Origin of the sequence: Succinispira mobilis DSM 6222, from assembly GCF_000384135.1 — a bacterium.
Classification (GTDB): domain Bacteria; phylum Bacillota; class Negativicutes; order Acidaminococcales; family Succinispiraceae; genus Succinispira; species Succinispira mobilis.
On sequence record NZ_KB913028.1, the window covers coordinates 1,478,030 to 1,502,839 of the forward strand.

Annotated in this window: 19 protein-coding genes; 2 read left to right on the top strand and 17 right to left on the bottom strand. The window is 34.9% G+C overall.

Annotated features, from left to right (window positions below):
- Positions 1-22: 22 nt before the first annotated feature.
- The 4 genes from SUCMO_RS0107005 to SUCMO_RS11405 all read right to left on the bottom strand — a co-directional run bounded on the left by SUCMO_RS0107005 (position 23) and on the right by SUCMO_RS11405 (position 5,192).
- Positions 23-3,082, bottom strand: coding sequence for an efflux RND transporter permease subunit (locus SUCMO_RS0107005; protein ID WP_019879916.1), 3,060 nt, complete (start codon positions 3,080-3,082; stop codon positions 23-25).
- Complete coding sequence (locus SUCMO_RS0107010; RefSeq protein WP_019879917.1) at positions 3,079-4,143, bottom strand: efflux RND transporter periplasmic adaptor subunit; 1,065 nt, start codon at positions 4,141-4,143, stop codon at positions 3,079-3,081. Before SUCMO_RS0107010 ends, SUCMO_RS0107005 begins: the two co-directional genes overlap by 4 nt.
- A 291-nt stretch (positions 4,144-4,434) precedes the next feature.
- Positions 4,435-5,010: a TetR/AcrR family transcriptional regulator gene (locus SUCMO_RS0107015; RefSeq protein WP_019879918.1), complete on the bottom strand. Its 576-nt coding sequence runs from the start codon at positions 5,008-5,010 to the stop codon at positions 4,435-4,437.
- A gap of 38 nt (positions 5,011-5,048) precedes the next feature.
- On the bottom strand, positions 5,049-5,192 hold the full coding sequence (locus SUCMO_RS11405; RefSeq protein ID WP_019879920.1) for a hypothetical protein: 144 nt from the start codon (positions 5,190-5,192) through the stop codon (positions 5,049-5,051).
- 502 nt (positions 5,193-5,694) lie between these two features.
- Here SUCMO_RS11405 and SUCMO_RS0107030 point away from each other — a divergent pair.
- Complete coding sequence (locus SUCMO_RS0107030; protein ID WP_019879924.1) at positions 5,695-7,806, top strand: EAL domain-containing protein; 2,112 nt, start codon at positions 5,695-5,697, stop codon at positions 7,804-7,806.
- 186 nt (positions 7,807-7,992) lie between these two features.
- Here the strand turns inward: SUCMO_RS0107030 and SUCMO_RS0107035 are convergent, their stop codons facing one another.
- The 5 genes from SUCMO_RS0107035 to tnpB form a co-directional block, all read right to left on the bottom strand.
- Positions 7,993-8,757 (bottom strand): GNAT family N-acetyltransferase, encoded by a 765-nt coding sequence (locus SUCMO_RS0107035; RefSeq protein ID WP_019879925.1) that lies wholly within the window; start codon positions 8,755-8,757, stop codon positions 7,993-7,995.
- Between the two features lie 27 nt (positions 8,758-8,784).
- Positions 8,785-9,654, bottom strand: coding sequence for an AraC family transcriptional regulator (locus SUCMO_RS0107040; RefSeq protein ID WP_019879926.1), 870 nt, complete (start codon positions 9,652-9,654; stop codon positions 8,785-8,787).
- Between the two features lie 92 nt (positions 9,655-9,746).
- Positions 9,747-10,871, bottom strand: coding sequence for a radical SAM protein (locus SUCMO_RS0107045; protein WP_019879927.1), 1,125 nt, complete (start codon positions 10,869-10,871; stop codon positions 9,747-9,749).
- Between the two features lie 233 nt (positions 10,872-11,104).
- Entirely contained in the window at positions 11,105-12,172 is a 1,068-nt protein-coding gene (gene rsgA, locus SUCMO_RS0107050) for a ribosome small subunit-dependent GTPase A (protein ID WP_019879928.1), read from the bottom strand.
- A 210-nt stretch (positions 12,173-12,382) separates the two neighbouring features.
- Positions 12,383-13,477 (bottom strand): IS200/IS605 family element RNA-guided endonuclease TnpB, encoded by a 1,095-nt coding sequence (tnpB, locus tag SUCMO_RS0107055; protein WP_019879929.1) that lies wholly within the window; start codon positions 13,475-13,477, stop codon positions 12,383-12,385.
- Positions 13,478-13,522: 45 nt separating this feature from the next.
- Here tnpB and SUCMO_RS11440 point away from each other — a divergent pair, with 45 nt between their 5' ends.
- Positions 13,523-13,660 carry a hypothetical protein gene (locus SUCMO_RS11440; protein WP_019879930.1) on the top strand — a complete coding sequence of 46 codons (138 nt, stop codon included), beginning with the start codon at positions 13,523-13,525 and terminating at the stop codon, positions 13,658-13,660.
- Positions 13,661-13,771: 111 nt separating this feature from the next.
- On the opposite strand, the gene SUCMO_RS0107065 is transcribed toward SUCMO_RS11440, so the two are convergent.
- From SUCMO_RS0107065 to SUCMO_RS0107105, 8 genes are all read right to left on the bottom strand, one after another.
- Positions 13,772-14,092, bottom strand: coding sequence for a TfoX/Sxy family protein (locus SUCMO_RS0107065; protein WP_019879931.1), 321 nt, complete (start codon positions 14,090-14,092; stop codon positions 13,772-13,774).
- Positions 14,093-14,451: 359 nt separating this feature from the next.
- On the bottom strand, positions 14,452-17,550 hold the full coding sequence (locus SUCMO_RS0107070; protein WP_019879932.1) for a type I restriction endonuclease subunit R: 3,099 nt from the start codon (positions 17,548-17,550) through the stop codon (positions 14,452-14,454).
- A gap of 2 nt (positions 17,551-17,552) precedes the next feature.
- A complete protein-coding gene (locus SUCMO_RS0107075; protein WP_019879933.1) occupies positions 17,553-18,740 on the bottom strand; it encodes a restriction endonuclease subunit S in 1,188 nt (395 codons plus the stop codon).
- Positions 18,740-19,750: a virulence RhuM family protein gene (locus tag SUCMO_RS0107080; protein WP_019879934.1), complete on the bottom strand. Its 1,011-nt coding sequence runs from the start codon at positions 19,748-19,750 to the stop codon at positions 18,740-18,742. Before SUCMO_RS0107080 ends, SUCMO_RS0107075 begins: the two co-directional genes overlap by 1 nt.
- Positions 19,743-21,299 carry a type I restriction-modification system subunit M gene (locus tag SUCMO_RS0107085; RefSeq protein ID WP_019879937.1) on the bottom strand — a complete coding sequence of 519 codons (1,557 nt, stop codon included), beginning with the start codon at positions 21,297-21,299 and terminating at the stop codon, positions 19,743-19,745. The genes SUCMO_RS0107080 and SUCMO_RS0107085 overlap by 8 nt, the downstream gene beginning before the upstream one ends.
- A gap of 230 nt (positions 21,300-21,529) precedes the next feature.
- Positions 21,530-22,399 (bottom strand): AAA family ATPase, encoded by an 870-nt coding sequence (locus tag SUCMO_RS11635; RefSeq protein WP_019879938.1) that lies wholly within the window; start codon positions 22,397-22,399, stop codon positions 21,530-21,532.
- Between the two features lie 282 nt (positions 22,400-22,681).
- Positions 22,682-23,803 carry a glycerate kinase family protein gene (locus tag SUCMO_RS0107100; RefSeq protein ID WP_019879940.1) on the bottom strand — a complete coding sequence of 374 codons (1,122 nt, stop codon included), beginning with the start codon at positions 23,801-23,803 and terminating at the stop codon, positions 22,682-22,684.
- 600 nt (positions 23,804-24,403) lie between these two features.
- Complete coding sequence (locus tag SUCMO_RS0107105) at positions 24,404-24,787, bottom strand: MerR family transcriptional regulator (protein WP_019879941.1); 384 nt, start codon at positions 24,785-24,787, stop codon at positions 24,404-24,406.
- Between the last annotated feature and the right edge of the window lie 23 nt (positions 24,788-24,810).

The following is a 24,810-nucleotide window of genomic DNA, read 5'->3' on the forward strand; positions in this document are numbered from 1 at the left end:
TTGTTACTTATTTGTTACTCAATTAAATTTTCGGTGCTTTAAACCAAGTTGCATAAATAGTCGGCAAAACTAGTAGAGTCATTACTGTCGCTCCCAATAAGCCGCCGCCAATTGCTACCGCCATTGGTCCCCAAAACGTACTGCTAATTAATGGGACCATCCCTAAAATTGCAGTTGCTGCGGTAAGCATAATCGGTCTAAAACGTAAAATCGTAGAATCAACGATCGCATTACTTAAAGTTTCGCCGTTGCTTAAATGCTGCTCAATTTGATCTAGTAAAATTACAGAGTTACGAACAATCATACCACTTAAAGCTAAAATCCCCAGTTGGGCTACAAACCCTAATGGTAAGCCAGTTATTAACATCGCCACACTTACCCCAATTATCCCTAAAGGCAAAGTTAATAGGGCAATTACTACTAAAGATACTCTTTGCAATTGCAACATTAGCAATATTACTATAACTAAACTCATTACTGGCACGGTTTGCAATAAAAAATCTACAGAAGTTTTACTTCTCTCTGACGAACCCGCAACTTCAATACTATAGCCAAATGGCAATTGGTCTCGCAACTGTTGCAGTTCACTATAAACTTGTTGTGTAGCATCATTGCCAGTTATTTTTCCTACAACATCTGCTTGTACCGTTATTGTTGGCTTTAGATTATACCGCCAAATTGTACCTTCTTCTGCTTCATAACTAATTTTAGCAATTTGTTCTAAGGGTACAAAAGCGCCACCACCAATGTGGATTGGTAAATTCTTAATTTCTGCTAAAGTTTTTCGATTTTCCTTATCTAACCGAAATAATATGCCTAGCGTTTTATCCGCCTCATAATATTCACCAATAGTTAGACCACTAATTTGTGCCTGTAAATCTTTCGCTAAACTTTGGCTCGTTATCCCTAATAAACGAGCTTTATCTTGATCGACACTTAATTTCATACTCTTGGCTTTTTCTTGCCAATCATAATTTATGTTTTTCAATTCTGGCTTAGACTGCATAATTTGTCCAACTTTATTAGCCAGCTCTAATACTTTTGTTTGTTGATAACCAGAAACTCTCAGCATTACTGGATAATCTGATGGCGGACCAGTTTGAATTAGTTTAATATTTGAGCGGACTTCCTCAAAACCTTGATTAAATTGTTTTTCTAGCTTACTTTGTAATTGCTTACGCGCTTCTATATCTTTAGCTACAATAATAAACTGCGCAAAATTATTGGCTGGCAATTTCGGCTCTAGCGTTAAAATAAAACGTGGAGCACCTTTGCCGACATAATAACTATATTGCTTAATTAGCGGCTCATCTTCTAATAGTAAAGCTAATTTCTTGGCTTGCTGTTCTGTATCTAGCAACGAAGCCCCTTCTGGCAAAGTTAACTCTACTATCAACTCTGGTCTTGTTGAAGGAGGGAAAAATTCTTTTTTTACAAATTTCAAAGAAAACACCGCCAACACAAAACACGCTATAGTAAACCCTAAAACTAGTTTGCGATTATTTAAACACCAGACTAAAATTTTCTTAAAAAAATTATAAAACTTTGTATTATAAACTTCCTGCTTATTAGCCTGGTCATTTATATTTTCAGTCCTGCGCGGTTTTATTAGTACATAGCCAAATAGTGGGGTAACCATTACCGCCACTACCCAGGAAAATAATAAGGCAATCGTAATTACAGGAAATAAACTACTAGTAAATTCCGCAGAAGCTCCTTTGGCAAAACCAATAGGTATAAAACCTGCACAAGTTATTAAAGTTCCTGTCAACATCGGAAAAGCCGTCGCCTGGTAAGCATAACAAGCTGCCTCTACCCGTTCCCAGCCCTGTGCTAGCTTTACTTCCATCATTTCTACTGCAATTGTCGCATCATCAATTAATAAGCCTAAGGAAATAATCAACGCCCCCAGCGAAACCTTATGCAAATCAATACTCGCGATACTCATTCCAGCAAAAACCCCCGCTAAAACTAAGGGAATACACAAAGTTACCACCCAACCACAACGTACTCCTAAACTTAGAAAACTCACCGCTAACACAATAATAATCGCTTCCCAAAGTGACTTGGTGAATTCGCCAATTGATTCTTCCACGACTTGTGCTTGATTAGCAACTTGGCTAATTTCTAATCCTAGAGGCAATTCTTGTCTAATCATAGCAATTGCTTTATGTAACGCCAAACCCAAGTTAATAATATTACCGCCACTATCCATTGATACTGCCAGTCCCACCGCGGGTTGCCCATTATAATACATTTTCGGTTCGCTTGGTTCTACATAACCACGGCTAACTTTAGCAATATCCCCCAAACGAAAAGTTCTGCCCGCGGCACGTATTGGCAAATTATTCAGTTGCTCTAGATTGTCAAATAAGCCCGAAACCCGCAAATAAACATTATCAGACTTAGTCTCTAACATACCTGCGGGATTCATAGAGCTTTGAGCTTGAACTGCTTGTAATATAACCTTTGGATCTAGTCCGAGTTGCGCCAGTTTGTTACTTTGGATTTCAATATAAACTTTCTCGGGCTGAACACCAATTAATTCCACCCGCTTAACACTATTTACACCCAACAAAATTCTCCGAATTTGTTTTGCCTGAGCCCGTAATTCTTCATAACTATAATCACTTGCTGTCAAAGCATAGATACTGCCAAACACATCATCAAAGCGATCATTAAAAGCCGGCCCCACTACTCCCTGTGGCAAACTACCCTTAATATCATTAGCTAGGTTTCTCACCTCTAACCACGTAGGTCGCACATCTTTAGCGGGCACAGATTCTTTCAAATTTACATAAATTACAGCTTGCCCAGCTTTAGAATAGCTCTTTAAATAATCTAAACCAGGAGTATCTTGTAATTTTTTTTCAAGTTTATCCGTAACTTGTTCTTCGACTTGCTTAGCCGTAGCTCCTGGCCAAGCAACGCTTACAATCATTTGACGAATTACGTATTCCGGATCTTCCATTCTGCCTAAACGCGGGTAAGTAAACAGACCGGCGATAAATGTTAAGGCCACAAAAAAATACACAAGTTGCTGGTGTGCTAGCGCCCATCTGGTCAAGTTAAAATCTTTCATATACGCACCTTCTGCCCGGCGTGTAATTTTTGTACACCTGCTGTCACCACAATATCTCCTGTTTTAAGCCCTGATATTACCTCAATTTTATCATCTTTAAAATTACCTAGCTTAACCTCTTGTAACTGCACACAACCCTCACGCACTAACCAAACTTGAGCTTTAGTTTCTGTTTGATAAAGAGCAGTAATTGGAATTGTGTGAATTTTAGTTTTCTGGTCTTGATAATTTACTAATACATTAGCGGTCATCCCCAACTTAATTTCTGCTGGTGGCTCTAGCAAACTAATCCGTACCGTATATGTCCGCGTAACTTTATCGGCCACAGGCGAAATTTCTCTTACCTTTCCAACTACTTTAATGTTTTCTAAAGCCCAAAAATCTACTTGTACTGGTGTATTTATCGCTAACTGTTCCACTCTATTTTCTGGCACATTGATTTCTATTTCACGTTCCCCATCTCTTACTAAGGTAAGCACAGTTTGTCCCGCACTAACCACTTGTCCACTTTCTACAGCAATACTGGCAATAACCCCTGCCGCATCTGCTTTAAGATAACTATACTCTAGCTGATTAGCACCTTGATTATACTGTGCATTTGCTTGACGTACAGCGGCTAGAGCTACTTCATAAGCATTCTTATATTGATCTAGTTGGGAAGTACTTATTGCTCCTTGGGCATGTAAACTACTGTAACGTTGCAAATCACTACTAGCAAGTTCTAATTTGGATTCGGCCGCGGCAACTTGAGCCGCATTAATATTTACGGTTTGCCTAATATCCTGTGGATCTATTTGTAGCAAAACATCTCCAACCTTAACTTTACTACCCACTTCAACATTGCGGTTAATAATTTTACCAGCAACTTGAAAAGCTAATTTTTTTTCATAACGCCCACGTACCTCGCCTGAATAATTAGCCTGCTGAGTTGAGTCGCTATCTGTTACCGTATAAGTTCTCACTAAGGGATCTTTATTTAGACCATTATCAGCTATTTTACCGCAGGCTGTTAACGTAACTAGCAAAAGCAGCGTGCTAATTATACTAATAGTTTTTTTCATTTGGTTATCCTCCTTCTATAATCTTAAATATTCTCTCGCCTACTCACTATTTCGCGGTATTTAAAATTTAAAAAATTCACTTTATGCTCCTTATATCTATAATACATATTACAGATAGATACTCTATTTTTAATTATAATGTCAATAGACATTGCTTATTGGTGTTATAGCCTTATTTATTAAATAAAATCAACCAGTAAACTGTTTTAGTTTTTAAGTTTCCGACGTTGAAAAAAATAGTTCATAGAGACTTTACGATACTTTATAGTTTCGCTAAAAACCTCTATGTGATTAACGCGACTGGGGTTTAATAATTGCTTGCACTAGAAAATCAACTAATTCAGGTGTGTAATCTACTTCTGGCTCTAAAGGCCCTGTTTTGGCATAAGTAAAAGCTTGAAACAATTTAAAACCTGCATAAGCTACCACAGTTTCATTCACTTCGCGAAAAACACCTCTTGTTTTACCATCTTTAATTATTTGCGCAATTTTAGCAATTATTTCTTGATCAATAATTGCATGATATTTCCGTTTAACAAAAGCTGCAAATATCTCATCTTCTTTTAGAATTCCCGTTATAAAATTATCTTGATTAAAGTTTTGTACTGCAACATTAATCAAGGCAGTTAGTTTTTCTAACGGATCTGCAATTGTTTGAACTTCAGCAAATACCCGCTGCAAAAAAGCCTGTGATTCTCTTAAAATCAGGCTTTTCAATAAATCTTCTTTATCTTTAAAATGCAGATAAATTGTTTTTTTAGAAATACCGCAATCTCTACTTAACTCGTCCATTGTAGTTTTTTTAAAGCCAAAGCGTTCAATTCGATGCTGTGCTTTATCCATTATCATATTTTTAATTAAATTCAAATTTTCCCCCCCTAAAATAACATAGTATTTACTTGATACTAACCGCCAACGTATTTCTCTTTAAACTTCTTTTTTAACTTCAAAGCGTAAAATACTATTTCGCCTATTGCTACTACTTTGAAACAATAGCCATAATAAGATATTTGCGCACTTTTTTCTAATCGCCCCCTAAATTGATTCATAAACCAGCCACCAAACGTATAGATATTATCAGTCTCAAATTTAATACCTAATAATTGTTATATGTCCAAAATAGATTCTTGCGCACCTATATAAAAGGTTTTTAGTGCAATTTCTACAATCTGAACCTCTTTTACAGTATCATATTCGCTATCTTTATTAAATTTAAGTTTATCATTTATATTTTTTTCGGTCAATGATTCCGCTTTTTATTCCAATCAAATAATATTATTTTGTGTTAAATTACATTCAACCATTTATATGACTAATAACTCAAAAATACTTTTTATAACTCCAAAACTAGCTATACTATTATTAATAGCTTATAATGAAAAGATAATATTTTATCAGTTTATTTTTAATTATTGCCGTTATTCTTGCTTATACATTAACTATAATTTCTAATTGCCCTAAGTTCAATTCCCCATACATTTATTTTTGCTAATCATAAATCAAGGGTTTTTATATTGACTAAGTTTCTAGAAATTTTCTAAGGAGGATATTGTGTTTAATAATTTAATTTTAACTCTTTCTAATCAGCGACATCTCAGGGCAATTCAGCAGAGTCTTCTGTTAAATATGCCAATTATGGTAATTGGTTCTTTTGCAGCTGTATTTATAAATCTACCTCTAACTGAGTATCAAAATCTTATGAACTCCTTATTAGGCGCCAACTGGAAATTGTTAGGCACATCAATTTATAGCGCTTCCTTTGGTATTATTTCTCTTCTCTTAGCAGGAACTATCAGCTATTTGTTAGCTGAGCACCAAGAAGGATTTCATCCTTTAGTCGCCTCCATAACTGCTATTAGCTGCCTCACAATTTTAATCCAACCTGAATCAACTCAAGGTTTTTTGGGGTTGCCGGCACATTGGTTAGGAATTTTCGGCATATTTTTCTCAATAATAGTTACACTTTTGGTAACTGAAATATTTTTTTTTATTCGCTCCCTAGAATTAATAAAACTAGAAGCCTTTTTTGATAACCACGACCCCCTAATTGCTCAATCACTAACCAATATTATTCCTTTTGGGATTACACTAGCTATTTTTGCGATAATTAAATATATCAGCCTCGCTTATGGAATTGTAGATATTTGTCAACCCTTTTACAATCTAATAAAATCTTTGTTTACAGTAGGTGATTCTTCTTTATTTGCTGTACTCAAATACTACTTTGTCGTTCAAATTCTATGGTTTTTCGGTATTCACGGCCAAAATGTCTTAAGTTCAGTTTTGGACGATCTATATAAAATTGCTGCACAGCAAAATCTCCTAGCGTATAGTACTGGTGGACAACCAACCGAAATAATAACCAATGTTTTTATCACTACTTTTGCAACCATTGGTGGTACTGGTTCAACCTTATGTTTAATTTTGGCTATTTTATTTACATATAGACAAGGAATTCCCTACCGCTTAGCACAAATTTCTGTTTTGCCGGCAATATTTAATGTCAGCGAAATTTTAATATTTGGCCTGCCAATAGCCCTAAATCCAATTTTTTTGTTACCTTTTATTCTAACACCTCTAGTTCTGCTCTGTGTGGCCTATCTAGCTACACTAATTGGTCTAGTACCTATTACTAACAACATCATTCACTGGACAACGCCCCCTTTATTAAGCGGTTATTTAGCTACTAATTCTTTTAGCGGTATAGTACTCCAATGTGTTAATCTAGGCATAGGTTTTGCTATTTACTTACCGTTTGTAAAAATCTCAAAAAGGCAAAAACAGCAAGAACTGGAAAAATCTTTAACTTATTTATCCGAATTAGCATCTGTACCTAAAAATATGTATTCTACTAATCTAATTATTCGTGGTGATAATGCTGGTAAGCTTGCACGTCTTTTGGCACACGATCTCAAAGAAGCAATGGAACAAAAAACGCTTTACTTAGAATATCAACCACAAGTTTACCAAGGAAAAACAGTAACTGGTGTTGAAGCCCTTTTACGATGGAACCACTATTCACTAGGGAAAATCCCCCCTTCTTTAGTAATTATGTTAGCTGAAGAAACAGGTTTAATTCATTCTCTAGGTGGCTGGGTTTTAGCAACTGCCTGCCAACAATTAGCAACTTGGAAGAAAGCCGGCCTAGAAGATGTCGTTATGTCTGTCAATATCTCCGTTAAACAACTTACTAAAGATAAAATTTTAGAAGATGTAGCTAAAAGCATAGCTACTAGTGGTATTAATCCTTATGAATTAGAATTAGAAATAACAGAAAGTATTGCTTTGGATAATAATCATTATACCCAAAAACGCCTCCAAACCTTGACTACATTAGGTGTGAAAATTGCTATTGATGATTTTGGCATGGGACATAGTTCTTTAAGCTATATTAAAAACTTACCCATTAATACTTTGAAAATTGATCAATCTCTAAGCCGAGATATCACTTATAATTTACATAGCCGAAAAATGGTAACCAGCATTATTGAGATGTGTGCCTCTTTAAATCTAAAAGTAATTGTTGAGTATATCGATAAAATTGAACAACAACTACTCTTAGACGAATTAGGTGATGTTCATTGCCAAGGTTATTTATATAGTCCATCCTTAAGTCCAGACAGAGCTTTATCTTATATTCAAAATATGAATAACAAAAAATAAAGTAAACATCTAAAATATTATCCTATAGCCACTATAATTTTAAATGTTTTAGATTGAGCATTATAATCCTAGACTATGTTTAGTTATTCTTTTATTTTAGGAATAGAAAACTGGCCTGAAAAAATCCTGCTTTTTAAAGCTAATTTTTTCAGGCCAGTTTTCTATAACTTCTTTAATATTCTTGTTTTATTTATATCCTTTACTGTCTAAAATTTTAAGAAATTTATTTTCTGATAAAATTTCATGAGTTATAAATTCGCCTTTATAAAACAAACTAAAACTAGTAAAAGGCGTAGGTGCATTTTGTGCCGCCTCACAAGTTTTAAGTTTTATAACTTTAAGTGCAACTTGCTTATTTTCAGCTATTTTCTCAATAAGTGGCACATATTTAGCCGTAAATGGACATTGATTCGTATAATACAATGTAAATCCCACTTCACTTTCTGTTTTATGACAATTTAGGCAACTTACCTTGAATTTAGGTGGTTGGGAATTACTCGCAAAAGCTAAATAGTACAACTCAAAATAAGGCGCAAATTCTGCCGCCTTTTCAAATCCGTGGTGTTGCAAAAACTTAGTATCTGCCAAATAGGGCAATTTCTTTTTAGCTGTTAATATTGCGAGCCCTTGCTTTCCTTGCTTTTTAGCATCGTCAATACAGGCATTTAGCAATAACTTAGAATAGCCTTGCCCTTTATACTGCCCAGCTACCCATAGGCAATTAATATATATGTAATTGTCTGCTTCAATTGGTACCCAAGCTTTTTCGGCAGGGAGGTATTCAATAAAACATTTTCCTCGTATATTTCCCTTCAAAAAAACTAACCCCTCGGCAAATCTATCTTGCAGCCAGGATTTCTTAGCTTGTACCTGGCAATCATTATCATTAGCAATGGCACAACAAATATGCTCTTTAGCTATGTTTTCTGAGGTAACAGTGATAAGTTCCATTTTTTCTTACCTCCCCTGAAAATTTCTTTATTTTTTCTTAATTGGTACCCAAATTTCACTATAATAACTTTTATCTTTAATTCCTTGCGGATACTCTGCTGCATTTGTGTACAGTTCAATATTATATCCAGCTGCAATTTCATAATCACAACAATTAGGTAACCACTCAGTAAAAATTTTCTGATTTACAGCTTGTATTGCTTCTGGCAATGCTCCTTTGCATGGAAAAACAGCCCAAGTATTTTTAGGGATAATCTTTGTAGTAACACCTTGGGGAACATCTTGCATTGGATTGTAATTATCTGCGATCAAGTATTCAAATTCATCTGTCGGCATCCCACCTTCAATACTTTTATCAATGCAGACTCCATACATTCCACAAATTAATGCCCCACCTCCAGTTTGATAATGTTCGGCCCAAAACTGAGGGATTTCTGCAAAAGCATTATCATACTTAAATACTTTCGACACACCCATAATAGTAAACGCTTCTTTTTCTACAATTTTGTAATCCATAATATAACCACCTTCCAGCGAAAATTTTAATTTGAGCGGGGCCAAGGATTTTAACATTGCCCCGCCCTTTCGAACAGCAGTAGGGGTAAGCCCATGAAAACGGGTAAAAGCCTTGGTAAAACTATCTGGAGAATCGTAGCCGTACTTTAAGGCAATATCAATTACTTTATTTTCCGTTGCTACAAGCTCACTCCCAGCTAATGTCAATCTACGTTTTCTAATATATTCACTTACAGTAAAACCACATAACATCGTAAATCCTTTTTGAAAGTAAAAAGGTGATAGCCTTGCTCTTTCTGCAATGTTATCTATACTTAACTGACCTTCTAGATTGTTCTCAATATAATTTATCGCTTTACTAATGTCTTCAACCCAACCCATAAGTACACCTCTTATCTGCATTTCCATTCTACTGTAAAGTTAACATTATGTCCCGACTTTTTCTGTAAAATTTTGTCCGTTTTTTAGTCTGCTTAATAAAGCATTTCTCCTGGTCGGTAACCAACCGGTAACTCTTCTTCAACTAAAAATTTGAAATTAGGGTCTTTTAAAATTGGTAAGAAGGCGGCATAAGGTAGACAGGCAAATTCGCTAACATAATTACTAGCACCAAACCATTTGCCTTCTTTAGCTGCTAAATTTAAATCTCTAGCAAATTTTGTATGATTAGAGCAATCATGCACTATTAAATTCCATTGTTCATCTATTGCAATACGCATAAATTGCAAAGTTAATTCTCTGCTCCAAATAGGTGAAATATAGCCATGACGCGCCATATACATATTAGCCCCATAATAATTATCAATGTTGTTGGCATTTAAATGTAATTCTGCACAATTAATAAAATCAACTTTTGTAGCTAATATCGCCTGTTTCTTTTTGAAAAAAGTTTCAAAAAATTCTGGTGTCATTGGCGTTTCTATCCCTACATTATTTATATATTTTTTGGCAATAGCTATATTCTCTATAACTTTATCTGCACAATTAGAAGCGCCTAAGTTAAACCTTATTTCATTTAAACCTGCTTCCCCCAAAGCTTTCAAAGTTTCCTCCGTAGCTAAAGTCCCATTAGTGTATAAATGCTGATAAATTTCAACTTGATTAAATTTTTTGATTACCGAATAATATTTTTCTATCTCCATAAATGGTTCCAAATACACATAAGCAATTCCCGTAGGTTTATCTTGAATTTTTAGTAATAAATCAAGATCTTGTTCATAAAACTTTGTCCCACCAATACCCCATAGACCTTCACCAATTGGTGCTATATCATCTAATTCGCCATAATTATAACAAAATTTACACTCTAAGTTACATTTATTAGTTTTACGAATAGCGCTAAGCCCCGTCCCTAACAAACAAGACCGACAGCCTGGCGAAAATTTATTTTCATCGCCTATAAATCTAGTTCTTCCCTCTAGAGTTTTCAAACCTTTTATTTGCGCCATTAAAAGCTCATTGCGTTTTTCAACTGCTGCCTCGATTTGGGCTAAAGTTGCAAAAACGATTTCTTGTTGCTTGCTCATCAATTCTTCATCCTCGGGTAATTGAGCAAAAAATTCAAACCATATTAACGCATCTTTTTTAGAAATTTTCATTTTTTCTCCTTGTATTAACCTAATTAAATCATTATCTTTTATTTTATACCTATAACTTTAGCTTTTAGTATAATTTCTAATTATAACATAGTAAGCCATTGAATTATTTAAGTTTTATCCTAAAAACTATTCAAAAAAATAGTTTTTGTACCAGGTTAGTTTCGATAAAATTTTTTTCAAATAAAACAGGCTGTGTCTAAGACTAATTCCTAGTAACACAGCCTATTACTCGCTTAGTTTTTGTGTTTTTTATCTTTGGCAAACCTGCGAGCATTTTTCATGCCGCCGACTTCTTTAAACATCCGCTCTAATTTTTGAGTTTCAATTTGTTTGCTATTTAACCCTTGATAGGAAGACTCATTTTTTAATTTTATATAACTATCCAATCTCCTTTGGGTTATTGTTCCCGCGGCTATGGCCTTTTGTATTGCACAACCTGGTTCGTTAGTGTGCGTGCAATCTGTAAATTTACATTGCGGTATAAGTTCTTCAAGATCCGCAAAAGATTTTACTAAATCTAGGCTTTGAATCCCTAATTCACGCATCCCTGGAGTATCAATAACTGCGCCGCCAAACGAACACGGAAATAATTCTCTCCCAGTAGTTGTATGTCTGCCTTTATCAGCATTACCGATTTCATTTGTGGCCAAAACAGCTTCACCTAAAATCTGGTTAATTAAGGTTGATTTTCCAACCCCTGAGGAACCAATAAATGCTGTAGTAAGCCCTTTGCTCAAATATGATTTAAACTTATCAATATTATCCTGATACATACTAGTAGTTATTATCTGCGCAAAGCCAGAAGCTTGTTCAACTTCTGTGATTATGGCTTGTAGATTCGGACACAAATCGGACTTTGTAAGCACAATTACCGGAGTTGCACCACTATCCCAGGCAATTGCCAAATAACGTTCTAAGCGATTTAAGCTATAATTATTATTTAAAGACATACACAGAAAGACGACATCTACATTAGCCGCAACCACTTGAGCTTGCTCACTTACTCCCACCGCTGTACGCAAAAAAACACTTTTACGTGTTAAGATACACTGAATCAAAGCCAAATCTTCTTGGCTTTGACAAGAAATCATCACGTAATCGCCTACAGCTGGGAGCTTTGCTAATTCAGTAGTTTCATACCTTAGTTTTCCTGAGATTTGGGCAAACTGTTCCCCTTTGGTGGTTACTATTTTATATAAACCTTTATATTGGGCAATAACTCTTGCCAAAGTTAAGTCGGGATACATGCTGGACTCATTTATAAAGCGCTCTGTTAAGCCATATTTTTTTAAGATATTCATTTTCTTACCTCCTAAAAATCAAAGCAAGCTAGGAAGGAGGTTTTGATTTTTAAATTTTCAAAGCCCCCTCCCCTATTACAATCTCCATTTTTACTATATTTGATTTCTTGAACTACCACCACTTATAGAAGTGGTGGATTCTTGGGAACACGCCGACCAGTGTCAGCGTTTAACCAAGCTATCCCCGTAATTCCTACGGTTCTTTGGCTACTAAGCCAAAAGTCGAAGTCCTTCAGCAAGTATATTATTTGCTGCGTTCACATCCCTATCATGCACAGTATGGCAGTTTGGGCATTCCCATTCTCTAAGGTTCAAGTTTTTTACCTCTCTGTTGCGATATCCGCAAACAGAACAGCTTTGACTAGACGGGAATGACTTTCCAATGACTGAAATAGTCCTGCCGTACCAATTAGCCTTATATTCAAGCATAGAACGAAATTCAGACCATCCCACCTCGGCAATTGATTTTGCTAATTTATGATTCTTAATCATATTGCTAGTTTGTAAATCTTCTAAGCAAATCGTTTGATTATCACGAATTAGCCTAGTAGATAGCTTTTGTAGAAAATCACGGCGACAATTAGCAATCTTTTCGTGGTGTCTAGCAAGTTTAATTCTAGCTTTATTGCGGTTATTACTACCTTTTGTTTTTCGAGATAGTGATCGTTGCAATTTAGTTAATTTACGCTCTAATTTGCGGTAGTATTTAGGGTTATGTATTTTTTCACCAGTAGAGAGGATTGCGAAGTCTTTGACTCCCAAGTCTACACCGATAGATTGACCAACTACGGGTAATTGATCTATTTCCACATCAACCAATACTGATACAAAATATTTACCCGATGGATTACGACGAATCGTAGCACTGATTATTTGCCCATCAACTTCCCTTGATTTTGCGAATTTCACTAGTCCAAGTTTAGGTAGTTTAATGATATTATCCACGATTCGGATAGAGGAATTATTACATTTACTAGTATACGATTGCACAGGATTTTTCTTAGACTTGAATTTGGGATAGCCTTTCTTTTCTTTGAAAAACTTCTGATAAGCAGAATCTAAGTCTTTTAGTGTAGTTTGTAGTGAAGTAGAATCAGACTCTTTTAGCCAAGGAAATTCTTTCTTAAGCTTGGTTAGCAACGCAGAACAGCCATTATAGTTAATTGTTGTATCATATTCCTCATAGGCTTCTTTTCTTTTTGCTAAAAAGTGATTATACACGAAACGATTACAACCAATCGACTTGGCAATTATAGTTTCCTGCTCTTTTGTTGGGTATAGACGAAATTTATAAGCTTTATGCATTGACTTTCACCTCCTTTACCTATAAGTCAATAGGAGGAATCATTTATGCGAGTGAAATTTACTACAACATTAGACAGCGAAATATTGAAAGAGTTGAAAATCCAAGCTATTCAAGAAGGAACCGATGTTAGCAAAATACTTGAAAAACTAAGTATTGAATATCTCAAAAAGAAGGAAACTTAGCGGTGGGAGTCTTCTTGCAAACTATGATAAAGTACTCATAGTTAAGACCTCCAAAAAAATTTTCTGGTCTATAAATATTCATTATTATTTTAGCTACTTTTATGAGTTTGCCTAAGATTTTTTCTTTTTAGGCTTGGGCACAGGTATGACCTCTTCTAAAATAGCTCCTACTTGTTCACTCAAACTAACATTATCAATATCTAAAATATAATGTTCCTTTGAACCTTTATAGGGAAACCCTAACTCTGCTTGAGCCATTAAGCTCTGAAGTTTTTCATGTTTTTTTACATAAACAGTATTATCACAAACTAAAAATATCGGCTTATTATTTATATATACCATGTACTCTCCAAACATTTTTCGATATCTTATTTCACCACAGGCTCTCACCTGCTCACATACAAACTCAATGTATTCTACTGTTGTTGCCATTTGCTAACCTCTTTCTAGCTACTAGCTCAAATTTTGCAGATTTTTAAAGCGGATACCCAAATTTTTTATTATTTGGAAGTTGTAAAACTACTTTCATTATACCACTTACAATATTAAAGTTCTAAAATTTCGTTAATAAGTATTGTATTTGCTATAAAATATGCTGTATTTACCTGCTTTATAGATATATTAGTACTAGATAAGTGTTCATATTCACTTATCTTAAATTATTAGGTATATAAACTGACATTTATAGAAAATAGATAGGCTTGAGGTTATATGAAATGACCCCGCCTATCTATTTTTATTTACTTATTGACTTAAGTCGCCAGAAAACAACCTTAATTTTCTTACTAAAATTAAACCTTTCCGCCTACACCTTTAAACTTGTCCACAAAGGCCATAATTTTTTGAAAAACACTACGTTTTTTCGTTAAATATTGCGGATTTAGCGGACTCATCTTAGGCAGAATTTCATTGAGTTCGGTACCATTTTCACTGACATATTCTTTTTTTAAAGAAGTGCTAATATATCTTTTCGCCGCTTCTGCATTAAGATTTTCCGCTTTAATTAATTCTTCCGCCTCACGCTTTTGCTCAGTTTGCGCAAAACTAAAAAAGCAATCAATAATACTAGCTTTATCTTGAATTTGATCTAAATCAGTTTGATTAATAAAATCAACTACCAAAGTTTCTTTAGCACGATTACCAACACTTGAACGAATTAAACGTCGCACTTCTTCAACTAATAATTCTTTATTTTTCATTTTTTTGTTATGCTCAAAAACTAACTCTAAAATATAATCTAAATTTATTTCTTGCGATTTTAGCAAATCTATTTCAAAAATCACATCATCCCAATCAATAGTCGCAGCACCTTTTTCTTGACCTGCTTTTTCGCGACGGATCCAATCTCTAATATCGTTATAAGTAGAGCGATAATCTTGAATAACTCTGTCTTTTAGCACTTGAACACCTTGCATAAGCTCAATATCTGCATCGCTAACATAATAAGTAGCTTTAAAGTTTTCTAAAGCTACAGGATCCGCTAAATCTACAGTTTGTAGCGCTTTTAAACTGGCAAATTCATCATAGTTTTGCAAAATATTTTCCACTCGCAAATATTCCCCAAACAGTTTAGCAAAATCTTTTTTATCTTTTTCTGTAACAATATCCTCAACATTAGGAAAACGCTCTTGCAATTCTTGTACTACTGCGCTATAACCGCGACGCGCTTCGCCAGTAAGCAAATCGGTAAAACCATCCATATATTCCCGATAGCTTTTTTCTAAAACTACATTTTTAGTATTCTTGTCGCCAAAGAGGGTAATAGCGTCTATGGTTGCCCGCTCTAAATCTCGAAAAGTAACAATATTGCCAAAGGTTTTAGTCGAATCATAAATACGATTAGTGCGCGAGAAAGCCTGTATTAAGCCATGATGGCGCAGATTTTTATCCACAAATAAAGTATTTAGTGTTGGCGCATCAAATCCTGTTAAAAACATCCCCACCACAATTAGCAAATCAATTTCCTTATCCTTTACCCGTTTCGCTAAATCCCGATAATAATTTTGAAATTCATTACCTTCTACACCATAATTAGTTTTAAAAAAGTCATTATAGTCCTTAATAGCTAAGCTTAAAAATTCTTTGGCACTACTATCTAAAGCCGAAAGCTCGAAAGTTTCATCACTAATCTCACCGATAGCAGTTTGCTCTTCATTCGCCGTAAAAGAAAATATCGTGGCAATCTTTAACGGTTTAGAACTTGCTTGCTGTAAATTCTTTAATGCTTCATAGTAAAGTTTAGCTGCTTCTACACTACTTACCGCAAACATAGCATTAAAACCTTTGCCACTAGCATTTAAGCGATGGGTTTTAACTCTAAAATTATTCAAAATGTATTGTGAAATTTCTTTGATTCGCTCTGGATGCAATAAAGCCTCTTTAGTTTCGGCAGCTGAGAGTTTTTTCTCATCTTGCTCGCTTTCTAGACTTTTGAATTTGGGCCGAACATCATTATAGTCCACTTTAAATTTCAGAACTTTTTCATCTCTAATCGCATCAGTGATTACATAAGAATGTAGTTCTCTGCCAAAAACTGAGGCTGTAGTTTCTGAACCTAAAGCATTCTCAGGAAAAATCGGCGTTCCCGTAAAGCCAAACTGATAGTATTTTTTAAATTTCTTTTGAATATTCTTTTGCGCTTCCCCAAATTGCGAGCGATGCGCCTCATCAAAAATAAATACTACCTGTTTATTATAGATTGGCAATTCAGCCTCATTTTTCATCAAATTATTAAGCTTTTGAATTGTCGTAACAATAATTTTATTATCATCTTTGGCAATATTCCGCTTTAAGCCGGCTGTACTTTCCGAGCCATTAACGCTATCAGGCGAAAAACGCTGATATTCTTTGATAGTCTGATAGTCTAAATCTTTTCTATCTACCACAAAAAATACTTTCTCTATAAAATCTAACTCTGTCGCCAAACGAGCCGCTTTAAAACTAGTCAAGGTTTTGCCAGAACCAGTTGTATGCCAAATATAACCACCGCTATCAGTAGTCCGCCAATTTTTTGCTTGATATGAACTAATAATTTTCCATAAAATCCGTTCTGTGGCCGCAATTTGATAGGGGCGCATAACCAGTAAGGTATCACTTACATCAAATACGGAATATTTTAGTAACACATTGAGCAAAGTATTCTTTTGAAAAAATGTGGCCGTAAAATCTTTTAAATCTTTAATCAGACTGTTATCGGCTTTTGCCCAGTTCATAGTAAAATCAAAACTATTTTTATCGCGTTTGGTTGTATTGGCAAAATAACGGCTATCGGTGCCATTAGAAATTACAAAAATCTGCAAATATTTATAGAGTGAATTTGCTGAGTTAAAACTTTCTTTGCTATAACGATGTACCTGATTAAAAGCTTCACGAATAGCAATCCCCCGCTTTTTAAGTTCCACTTGTACTAGTGGTAACCCATTAACCAAAATCGTAACATCATAGCGATTAGCCTGTGTACCCTTTTGCTCAAATTGGGAAATAACTTGCATTTTATTATTGGCAATATTTTTTTTATCTAGCAAATAGATATTTTGGATATGACCATCATCAAACACAAAATCATAAATATAATCATTATGTATTTTACGCGTTTTATCAATAATATTATCACTAGGTTTATCTAAATACTGCTCGCAAAATCTAAGCCATTCAGCTTCGCTAAACTCAACTTTATTCAGAATTTGGAGTTGCTTGCGCACATTCGCGAGCATTTTTTCTGGCATATTTAGTTCAGGTAAATATTCATAACCTTGTTTAACTAAATCAGAGATTAGCTCCTGCTCTAAACTACTTTCAGTTTGGTAACTTTCGCAAACCTGAGATAACTTAGTATATTTATCTAATACGATAAAATTATTGGATTCTGCTATAGTGCTATATTGAAACATCTTTAATCCTCCTGTTTGGGAAAGTTCAGAAGCATATTACGATAATATTCGTATTGTTGTTGACGAAGCTCTATTTCACGAGGTAGCCCCTCGCTGATTGAATTTGTTAGGGCATCAAATTTATCGAGGATAGCAACGATGCGTTCTTGCTCGGCAAGAGATTTATCAAAATTATTGGAGTAGGGAATTGGAAATTTTACTTCTTTTAATGCATTTGCATTAAATTGTGGCTGGCCACCTCCTGATACTAATTTATTGGCTTGAGCCCAAAAAAGTTTACTCTGAGAAAAATGCCAATAATACCTCGGGTTAATAAGTTTCTCCGAAAAACTAATCTTAATCAAAAATCCAGCATAAATGGCCAAATAATCTTCTTCAAAAATCATAGTTTTCCCATATGTTGCACCTGTTCGTGCCATCAACAAATCGTTTTTTTTAAGAATATACCTTTCATTTTCTTTAGAAATATCAATATACTTTTTATCTTCTGTTATTAGCTTTCCTCTCTCGTTAATATCTGTAATTCTTACAAATCTTGCTTCACCAGATTCCTGAGCTTTTGCTGCATACCCATATGTGAATTTTCCTATTTCACCCAAAGTCTTCCACTCAACCTCCCCTTCTTCAAAAGTAAGCAATTTATCACGATAATATTCGTATTGCTTTTTGCGAGCGGTTAGCTCTGCGGTTAGCTCTGCGGTCAGCTCTGTAAAAGTGTCTAAAATACGGACGATTTCTTGTTGGATTGGTAAGGGGGGTATGGGGATAATTATATCCCCCATAACATTACTCATAAGTTTAGGATTTCCCATACCACTTCTTACATACTTAGGAGCCTCCACACGCAATATATGATAAATATATCTCATCAATGTATCTTGTTTTGTTAGCTTTAAAATTCCACATACATTTGTAACATTAAATTTCCCTATCCTATAAAAAACTGTACCCGCATTTGCTCCATCAGTAGTCCATGTTAAATACTCACCATCGTAAGCATATGTATTTATTTTACCAAGCTCACCATTATTTTCAGTCTGTGATGAATATACTGGAAATTCCCCAAAATTTTCTATAATATCTTGTTTTGAAATTACTACGCCTCTACTTACATAACATATATCTTTAATTTTAAAAAATTCCACACCATTAGGACAAAGTTCAACAATCAATTCATCTAATTTACTCATTATTTTTCACCGCCTTTTTCTAGCAGCTGTTTTACTTGCTTTTCAAAGTCCGAATTGATTTTTTGCGTTTTATTAAATTCATCATATTCAGCCTTTGCTTTTTCATCTGCTTGCTTTTTGCTTATGCGACCTTTACCTGTTAAAATATCGTATTTTCTAAAAGCTAAAAATTCATTAATGCTGGTGGCAAAATCTTGCATAGTAAAAGTATTTTCTCGCTCAATCAAATCTTCTATATAATCAAAATATCCTGCTACCGCTCTTTCTAGCTGTCTAATTTCTTTTTCTGACAAATAGTTTTTTCCCACTGTAACATCACTTCTTAAAATTCTCCCATCTGGTGCATTTTTCCAAGTAATTAAGCCCATATGCTCTTTGTTTCTATCTGCACTTTCAGCAATTATTTCTGCGGCGGTTTTTCCAGTTATGGCAAAATGAAATTTATTTTGAACCATAGCATAAAACTCTTTTGTTAAGTCTGCGTTTTTATCATAGTCCAGACTGCACTCAGCAAATATATCTGTTATTTGTAACCAAATTCTTCGCTCACTTGCGCGAATAGAGCGAACTCGTTCTAATAGTTCTTTAAAGTAATCTTTTCCAAAAGCAGTTTTACCTTGCTTTAGTCGTTCATCATCTAACACAAAACCTTTAGTCAGATATTCTTTTAAAATTCCAGTTGCCCAGATTCTAAATTGCGTAGCCTTGCGAGAATTTACCCGATAGCCCACAGAAATAATCGCATCTAAGTTGTAAAAATCAAGGCGTCTTTTTACCTTTCTACTACCCTCAGTTTGAACTATTTCCATTTTGGAAACAGTTGCTTCAAGTTGCAATTCTCCCTCCGAAAAAATATTTGTAAGATGTTTTGAAATAGCAGGCACTTCAACATCAAACAACTCGGCCATCGCCTTTTGAGTTAGCCAAATAGTTTCATCTTTCACTACTGCATTGATAGCTACATCTTCTTCTGGGGTATTATAGATTAAAAATTTCAATTCCTTATTCATCTTGCCCCTCGATTTCTGCAATAATTTTATCTATTTCAGAGCGAAGGCTATCTATTTTGGCTACAGTAGTTTTAATTTCTGCATTTAAAACCTTGATATCAATAACTTCTCTTGTATCTTTAGCTTCAACATAGGAACTTACCGAAAGATTATAATCATTTTGAACGATAGCGTCATAAGCAACAGATTTAGCAACATACTCAACATCTTCTTTGCTATCAAACATTGCCATTATTTTCTCTATATGGTCTTCGGTAAGTATATTGTTATTAGTTTCTTTTTTATAGAAATCTGCCCCACTTGCATCAATAAATTGAACTTTATTATCAGTTTTGTGCTTAGACAACACCAAAATATTCACAGCGATTGAAGTTCCAAAAAACAAATTCGGCGCTACAGCAATAACAGTTTCTACAAAGTTATTATCAATCAAATACTGTCTAATTTTTTGTTCGGCGCCACCACGATAAAAAATTCCTGGAAAACAAACTATCGCCGCACGCCCTTTACTTGATAGATAACTAAGCGCATGCAACACAAAGGCAAAATCTGCTTTAGACTTTGGCGCTAATACTCCTGCGGGCGCAAATCTATCATCATTAATAAGCGTTGGATCATCGCTCCCAATCCATTTTACGGAATATGGCGGGTTAGATACAATCGCATCAAAAGGTTTATCATCAGCAAAACGAGGATCTAATAGCGTATTGCCTAATGCAATATTAAACTTATCATAATTAATATTATGTAAAAACATATTCATCCGTGCAAGGTTATAGGTGGTGTGATTTATTTCCTGTCCAAAAAAACCATCTTCGATAATATGCTCATCAAATTGTTTTTTAGCTTGCAATAATAACGAGCCAGAACCAGCGGCGGGGTCATAGATTTTATTGATGGTGGTTTGTCCGTGAAGTGCTAGTTGGGCAATAAGTTTAGATACACTTTGGGGCGTAAAAAACTCACCGCCAGATTTACCTGCATTAGCTGCATAGTTAGAAATTAAAAACTCATAAGCATCGCCAAACAAATCAATATGATTATCTTCAAAATTACCTAAATTAAGCCCTGCCACGCCTTTAATTACGGCCGCTAAACGCAAGTTTTTATCATTTACAGTATTGCCTAAGCGGTTACTAGTGGTATCAAAATCAGCAAATAGTCCTTTTATATCTAACTCGGACGGATAACCATTGGCTGAACTTTCAATAGCTCCAAATATCGTTGCTAAATCAGTATTTAAGCTTTCATTGGTATGGGCATTTTTAGCAATATTAACAAATAGTTGACTAGGATATATAAAATATCCTTTAGTTTTGATTGCATCTTCTTTAATTTCTTTAGTTATAATTGCATCATCTAGTTCCGCATAATTAATGCTTTCATCTCCAGCTGCAATATAATTTGCAAAGTTTTCACTAATAAAACGATAAAACAACGTGCCTAATACATATTGTTTAAAATCCCATCCATCTACCGATCCGCGAACATCATTGGCTATTTTCCAAATTTGTGCTTGTAATTCTGCTCTTTGTGCTGCTGTTGTCATTTTCCACCTCTAAATTATAAATATTTATTTTATCATTCTTATGCTGATGTTTATAAACCTGCTTGCTGTAATCAGCGTGCTACAAGCTTAGTCTTTAGTTCAAAACCATTTAACTTTTAGTATAACCTATCTACGCCTATTTTTCTATGTATAAAAAGCAAAAACTGGGGCAGACTTTCTAGAATCTGTCCCCAGTTAAATTAAGCAACTTTGCTAACTACCTAGCTATTTTATTTTTCAAATTCCGCCCGATATTTTTGAAAAAATTCATAATAAACCCGTACATTATGCAACTGAGTCCATTTTTTTGTAGTAACGGGGTATTCGTCTAAATCATAAATTTTTGCTCCTTTTAAAGCCAATACAAAAGGCGAATGCGTAGCAATAATAAATTGGCAACCAAAAAAACGAGCAGATTCAGCTAAAAAATCTACTAATTGCATTTGTCTTTCTGGCGATAGACTATTTTCAGGTTCATCTAAAAGATATAAGGCGTTTTCGGAAATTTTTTCTCTAAAATAAGCAAAAGCACTTTCGCCGTTAGATTCTTCTTTAAGATTTAGTCCGAGATTGCGTTTAACATACATCGACTGTGTCATTGATTGGGCCGCAACAATCTTTTTTAGTTCATTGCTTTTTTGTAGTATATTTTCCCGAGGTGGCCTTTGTTGACGCATTTGCAGATATTCCGCAAATAGTTTTTCCCGCTTATCATCAACACCCTCGTTTAACATCCGTAACTTTAAAACAAAATCAAAAACATCATCGCTAGTAATAATCCTACTAGCTTGTGGAATAGCACCACCTTTAATATTACATGCACATAACTTTAGATATTCTTCAAAAAAACTGGAACTATTACCGATTGTACCTCTAGTTAATTTTAATTTTTCGGCAATAATATTTAAAAGCGTAGTTTTACCAGAACCATTGCCACCATAAAGTATTGTTATCGGCTCAAACTCTAAATAGCTAAGCTGTTTTTGCGATAAAATTTTAAATGGATACAAGGTATTATAACATTTTCTTTTTATGTTATTTACAATATAATCAAATTCTTTATCGCCATCTGGTAAATATAGTTCTCGTAAATAAACCATTTTCCTACTCCTTATGTGAAGTTTTTTATGTTGCTTGCAATGCTTTTAGCCCTACAATGTATATTTCAAAAATCTTGTGAAACGATATGAACCGCCAAATATTAGTTATTTACCTTATAAAAATATAAATTGACTATTTCATCTAATTGAGCCGCAATTTCTGCAAATTCGCAATCTAAATTAAGCGTTCTAACGCTAATTAAATTTCCACTCATTTTGTAATCATTATCAATTAAAACTAACTCATCTGTTTTAGCATACTTAATTGTGCATTAGCTTCACCTACACCAATAGCCGCAGAATATTTTCCATTACCAACACCAGATTTTCTCGGCTACAAGTCACAGCTTCACTAAAAGGCACTGGCTTGCGATTAATACTAAAAACTGCCGTCAACCCTTTTTCATAAGCCTGCTCGCTAACTTCATCAACTGCGCCAGCTAAACAAATTACTGGCACCCCAGCAACCTTAGCTCGTGCCGCTACACCTGCAACAACTTTGCCCATTAGCGATTGATTATCAAATTTTCCTTCACCAGTAAACACCACATCGGCGCCAGCTAGTAGTTGCGTAAAATTTACCGCATCTAATACTACATCTATACCCCGCATCAGTCGCCCCTGAAAAAAGGCCGCCGCCCCAGCTCCCATACCACCAGCAGCTCCAGCTCCAGGCAATTTATCTACAGGACTATAACCTAGCTCTACTAATTTTTGCGCCAAGTGAGCCAACCCCGCATCCAAGCTTTCAACTTGCTCTAAACTTGCACCTTTTTGCGGAGCAAAAATTGCCGCCGCTCCCAAAGGACCACACAAAGGATTAGTTATATCACACATCACAACTACCTCTACTCCAACGATATTGTTTTGCAACTTACGAATATCAATTGAAGCAATATCCCTGAGAGTATCGCCCGTTGGCACAAATTTTTCCCCCTGATAATTGTAAAACACACAGCCTAAAGCTGCCGCTGCACCACACCCACCGTCATTAGTCGCACTACCACCCAACCCTAGAATAATTTTCTTAGTTCCAGCAGTAATGGCATGTTGCATCAATTCACCTACTCCATAAGTAGTTGCAGTGCCCACCGACAAACGACCGCTAACAAGTGGTAATCCAGCTGCGGCCGCCATTTCAATAACAACCGACCCATCACTTAAAATACCATAAAAAGAATCCAACGGCTCACCTAAAGGACCTCGTACCTTGCAATGAATCTTGCGCCCCGACATTGCCGCCAAAAAAGCATCTACAGTTCCCTCACCCCCATCGGCCACTGGTATTGTAACAACTTGAGCTTGTGGGCAAATTTTAACAACCGCCTGTTTCATAGCCTCACAAACTTCCTGAGAAGATAATGTGCCTTTAAAAGAATCTGGTATCAAAATAATTTTTTCCATTATATAGTATCGCCATTACCACCAATAACAATTTAAAGATTAAATCTGGCGACTTCTCCCTTCTAAGTTAAATTTTCTTACTAAATTATCAACAAAAAATTAAAGAAAGAATGTATACTACAACTACTGTCGTAATGCCTTGCACCAATGTTACCCCTGTCTGACACTTATAAGCAACATTGGTAGGCATGTTGGAAAACTGAGAAACAACCCAAAAATATAAATTAGGTCTCCCATGATTTTTAATTTTATCATAGAAGACCCTGTTTTTAATTAAATTTTAAAATTTTTCATAATAATTGTTTCTTGCCAATCCCCCTAACTTAGTCTAGGGGATTCTGGATGATAAATCGCCAAGTAAAAATAAATTGAAAACTTTTAATTTTACATGAATATTTTTCTTAACCGCTTTTCAAGATTGAATTTACTCACATTTTATTTAATAGAAACTGCTATTTTCCCATTATCATAGACAGTATTTCTAATAAATATAATCGTCTGAAATAGCCACTAAACGAATTAATAAAAAGTTTACAACAATAGAATATACTATTTATCTTTTAGTTTCACCTCAAAACTAATCGAACTTAACGACACTTATTACCAATTATCTTTATTCATAATTACCACAGATTCTTCAAGCTGATCGTAATTGTTAATTTTATACAACAAGCGCTCTTTAACGGCCTGCAGTTCCACAATACGTTCATTCAATCTACGGTGCTCTTCTAATAAAAGTTCTTTTCTTGCCTCTTTCGTAACCGCTCCTTGTTGATAAAGTTGAACATACTCAACAAGAGTTTCTACTGGCATCCCAGCTTTTCGCATGCAGTGAATAAATTGAATCCAGCCACAACTATAATCATCATATTCTCGAATTCCATTAGGCCTACGCTTAACTGGAGGAATAAGTCCAATTCGCTCGTAATACCGCAGTGTATCAGGTGTTAACCCGTATTTTTCACCTACTTCTGATATAAGCATATACGCAACTCCTTATTAACATA

Excerpts from the sequence above, each read along its gene's own strand:
- SUCMO_RS0107085 (WP_019879937.1), bottom strand. The coding sequence starts at position 21,299 with ATGACAACAGCAGCACAAAGAGCAGAATTACAAGCACAAATTTGGAAA.
- SUCMO_RS0107035 (WP_019879925.1), bottom strand. The coding sequence starts at position 8,757 with ATGGAACTTATCACTGTTACCTCAGAAAACATAGCTAAAGAGCATATT.
- SUCMO_RS0107045 (WP_019879927.1), bottom strand. The coding sequence starts at position 10,871 with ATGAAAATTTCTAAAAAAGATGCGTTAATATGGTTTGAATTTTTTGCT.
- SUCMO_RS11635 (WP_019879938.1), bottom strand. The coding sequence starts at position 22,399 with ATGGTTTATTTACGAGAACTATATTTACCAGATGGCGATAAAGAATTT.
- SUCMO_RS0107105 (WP_019879941.1), bottom strand. The coding sequence starts at position 24,787 with ATGCTTATATCAGAAGTAGGTGAAAAATACGGGTTAACACCTGATACA.
- SUCMO_RS0107100 (WP_019879940.1), bottom strand. The coding sequence starts at position 23,803 with ATGGAAAAAATTATTTTGATACCAGATTCTTTTAAAGGCACATTATCT.
- SUCMO_RS0107080 (WP_019879934.1), bottom strand. The coding sequence starts at position 19,750 with ATGAATAAGGAATTGAAATTTTTAATCTATAATACCCCAGAAGAAGAT.
- tnpB (WP_019879929.1), bottom strand. The coding sequence starts at position 13,477 with ATGCATAAAGCTTATAAATTTCGTCTATACCCAACAAAAGAGCAGGAA.
- SUCMO_RS11440 (WP_019879930.1), top strand. The coding sequence starts at position 13,523 with ATGCGAGTGAAATTTACTACAACATTAGACAGCGAAATATTGAAAGAG.
- SUCMO_RS0107010 (WP_019879917.1), bottom strand. The coding sequence starts at position 4,143 with ATGAAAAAAACTATTAGTATAATTAGCACGCTGCTTTTGCTAGTTACG.
- SUCMO_RS0107070 (WP_019879932.1), bottom strand. The coding sequence starts at position 17,550 with ATGTTTCAATATAGCACTATAGCAGAATCCAATAATTTTATCGTATTA.
- SUCMO_RS0107040 (WP_019879926.1), bottom strand. The coding sequence starts at position 9,654 with ATGGGTTGGGTTGAAGACATTAGTAAAGCGATAAATTATATTGAGAAC.
- rsgA (WP_019879928.1), bottom strand. The coding sequence starts at position 12,172 with ATGAATATCTTAAAAAAATATGGCTTAACAGAGCGCTTTATAAATGAG.
- SUCMO_RS0107065 (WP_019879931.1), bottom strand. The coding sequence starts at position 14,092 with ATGGCAACAACAGTAGAATACATTGAGTTTGTATGTGAGCAGGTGAGA.
- SUCMO_RS11405 (WP_019879920.1), bottom strand. The coding sequence starts at position 5,192 with ATGAATCAATTTAGGGGGCGATTAGAAAAAAGTGCGCAAATATCTTAT.
- SUCMO_RS0107005 (WP_019879916.1), bottom strand. The coding sequence starts at position 3,082 with ATGAAAGATTTTAACTTGACCAGATGGGCGCTAGCACACCAGCAACTT.
- SUCMO_RS0107075 (WP_019879933.1), bottom strand. The coding sequence starts at position 18,740 with ATGAGTAAATTAGATGAATTGATTGTTGAACTTTGTCCTAATGGTGTG.